At 36.4% G+C, this 2473-nt stretch carries 3 protein-coding genes; all 3 read left to right on the forward strand.

The window, feature by feature from the left end; all coding sequences use genetic code 11:
• Positions 1-160 precede the first annotated feature (160 nt).
• The 3 genes from B4F08_RS08450 to B4F08_RS08460 are packed head-to-tail and all read left to right on the forward strand — an operon-like array spanning position 161 to position 2377.
• Positions 161-661, forward strand: coding sequence for a YfiR family protein (locus B4F08_RS08450; RefSeq protein WP_110975765.1), 501 nt, complete (start codon positions 161-163; stop codon positions 659-661).
• Positions 662-665: 4 nt separating this feature from the next.
• Entirely contained in the window at positions 666-1889 is a 1224-nt protein-coding gene (locus B4F08_RS08455) for a sensor domain-containing diguanylate cyclase (RefSeq protein WP_291374129.1), read from the forward strand.
• A gap of 8 nt (positions 1890-1897) precedes the next feature.
• A complete protein-coding gene (locus tag B4F08_RS08460) occupies positions 1898-2377 on the forward strand; it encodes an OmpA family protein (RefSeq protein WP_291374130.1) in 480 nt (159 codons plus the stop codon).
• The last annotated feature ends 96 nt before the right edge of the window (positions 2378-2473 follow it).

A 2473-nucleotide genomic window follows, 5' to 3' on the forward strand; every position in this document is an offset into this window, starting at 1 on the left:
GCATTTCTATCCCCTTGCAACCCCTTTGCAGCAATTATTATTTTGAGTGAGTTTTTTTTAGGCAAATTTGTTGTTTTTGACGATTATTAAAGCATTTTTTACTATCCTTGTTTATTTTTCGTTAAGATATGCTCTATCTCGCTGCCAAGCAAAATGAATAATGACAGCTTTTAAATACAGAATTTATTGTGTGCTCTTGTCTTGTGTAATGATTTCACAGGTACAGGCACAACCTCAACTTAATCTCCCCACGACCACATTGACTATTTTAAGCTATGTTCGATGGAATACCCCAAATCCTGTTTCTTTATGTATTTTAAATAACACTCAACTCTCTAATCAGTTTGCACAAGTCAATCAGCAACTCAAAAGCGCTTACCAAATTCAAGCTATTAACTTATCTGAACTCAATAAAGTGATGTGTAATGCAGTCTTTTTCTCAACATATACACCTCGTGAAGAGCAAAATATTATTAATAGTTTAAAAGATGCGCCCCTTACATTCAGTTCGAATAATGCTGAATGTGAATTAGGCAGTGCTTTTTGTTTATACCAAAGTAAAACTAGAACTTCTTTTAAAGTGAATTTAAGCAGCCTTTCTCAATCGCGTGCTCATGTAGATCCGCGTGTTTTATTATTAGCAAAATCTACGGAGCCTTAACACAATGTTTCGTAAGCACTACAACACATCTTTACAAAAGATTTTTAGTCAGTCCCAATTGCTAATTTTTTCACTGACACTTGGTATTTGTAGCTTAATTTTTATTGTTATTTCAAGTTACACCATGAACACCTATGCCAAGCAAAGCTTAAATATCTTGAGTGCAACCCTAAGTGAACAAATCCAACCCGCAGTCATTTTTAATGACCGTATTACACTACAACAAACACTGAACAACCACATTCAACAGTATCCAATACGCGCAATTGTGGTAAAGGACATGCAAGGCGATACTCTTGCAGCCATGTACAAAAATCGAACTGAGTTTGCATGGCTGGAGAATCTATTTAATCGGGTCTTTTTTGCAGATCCTGTTAGTCAAAGCATTAAGCACAAAAATAACCAGTACGGTACTTTGATTATTCATGGTAGTGCAAATCAACTGATGAGTTTTTTCTTTCAGATGTTGATCTGCTTATCTATTGGTATTTTTATTATTCTATTAGTGATGCTGTGGTTAGTACATTCTACCTATCGAAAACTGATGCACTCTATTCAACCTATGGTTAACACCGTTGAAAGTTTAAATCTTGATACCAATTACCAAGCCCGACTACCATCTTCACCCATTTATGAATTTCGAGTGATTAGTGGTGCTTTTAACAATTTGCTAGACAAGGTGCAACGCACCAATGAAAAACTACAAAGCGAAAATTCACTGCTATCTCATAAAGCTCTACACGACCAACTAACAGAGCTACCAAACCGACATTATTTCTACAATATTTTATGTAATCAGTTTGAAAATCTAGAGGAAAATCAAACTGCATTATTCTTTATTGATAATAATAATTTCAAAGATATTAATGATGCTTATGGGCATTTAGCAGGCGATGCAGTTTTAAAAGAAATGGCTCTACGCTTAAAGAAGAATGTTCGTAATTATGATGTCGTTGCACGATTAGGTGGAGATGAGTTTGCTATTCTCGTTCGCAATATCAAACATTATGAGCACTTAGAGCAGATCTGTGAGCACTTAATTGCATGTAGCCGAGCTCCCCTGAATTTCGACCAACAACAAATTTATTTCAGTTTCAGTATTGGCGTGGCCTTTTCCAAATGTGCAACAACACCCGAAGACCTGATTGCTGAAGCCGATAATGCCATGTATAAAGCCAAAAACTTAGCTCAAGGGTGGTATATCACCCCCTGTCAAGATATTTATTAGGAAGCCGTATGCTAAAACATCTTTATAAATTAATTATCGTCACAAGTCTTATGACCATCCTATCTGGCTGCCTCAGTTTAGGACATCTCAACTATAAACAGGCGCGCATGTTGAAGAAACAAGGCTTTACCCTGACCGAAGAAGGCTGGACGCTGAGACTGCCTGAAAAATTATTGTTTGGCTTTGACCAATCCGATATTCAAACCGCTCAAAAGCCTCCGCTAGAGGCACTATCAAAACAACTTCAACAATATAATCTGAATACAATCAAAGTGGTCGGACATACGGATAATATTGGAGACCCAGCATATAATCAAACACTGTCAGAAAAACGTGCAGCTAGCGTCAGTCAAATCTTTATTGAAACAGGATTCAAAACTCAAAATATTCAGTCCCTTGGTCGTGGTGCTTCACAACCACTGGTTGAAAATAACAGTGAAGAAAATCGAGCGTTGAATCGTCGTGTGAATATTATTATTATTCCTTAAGCATTATCTGCTTCGCTTGTATCTTAAATTAAGCCTTCATCACAAAGGCTTTTTTTACGCACTTCACTAAATTTCAGGCATAAAAAAACCGCTTAA

Origin of the sequence: Acinetobacter sp. UBA6720, from assembly GCF_002454215.1 — a bacterium.
GTDB lineage: Bacteria > Pseudomonadota > Gammaproteobacteria > Pseudomonadales > Moraxellaceae > Acinetobacter.

What these genes read in the sequence shown, in the direction of transcription:
- B4F08_RS08450 (WP_110975765.1), top strand. Translation starts at nt 161, where the DNA reads ATGACAGCTTTTAAATACAGAATTTATTGTGTGCTCTTGTCTTGTGTA.
- B4F08_RS08455 (WP_291374129.1), top strand. Translation starts at nt 666, where the DNA reads ATGTTTCGTAAGCACTACAACACATCTTTACAAAAGATTTTTAGTCAG.
- B4F08_RS08460 (WP_291374130.1), top strand. Translation starts at nt 1,898, where the DNA reads ATGCTAAAACATCTTTATAAATTAATTATCGTCACAAGTCTTATGACC.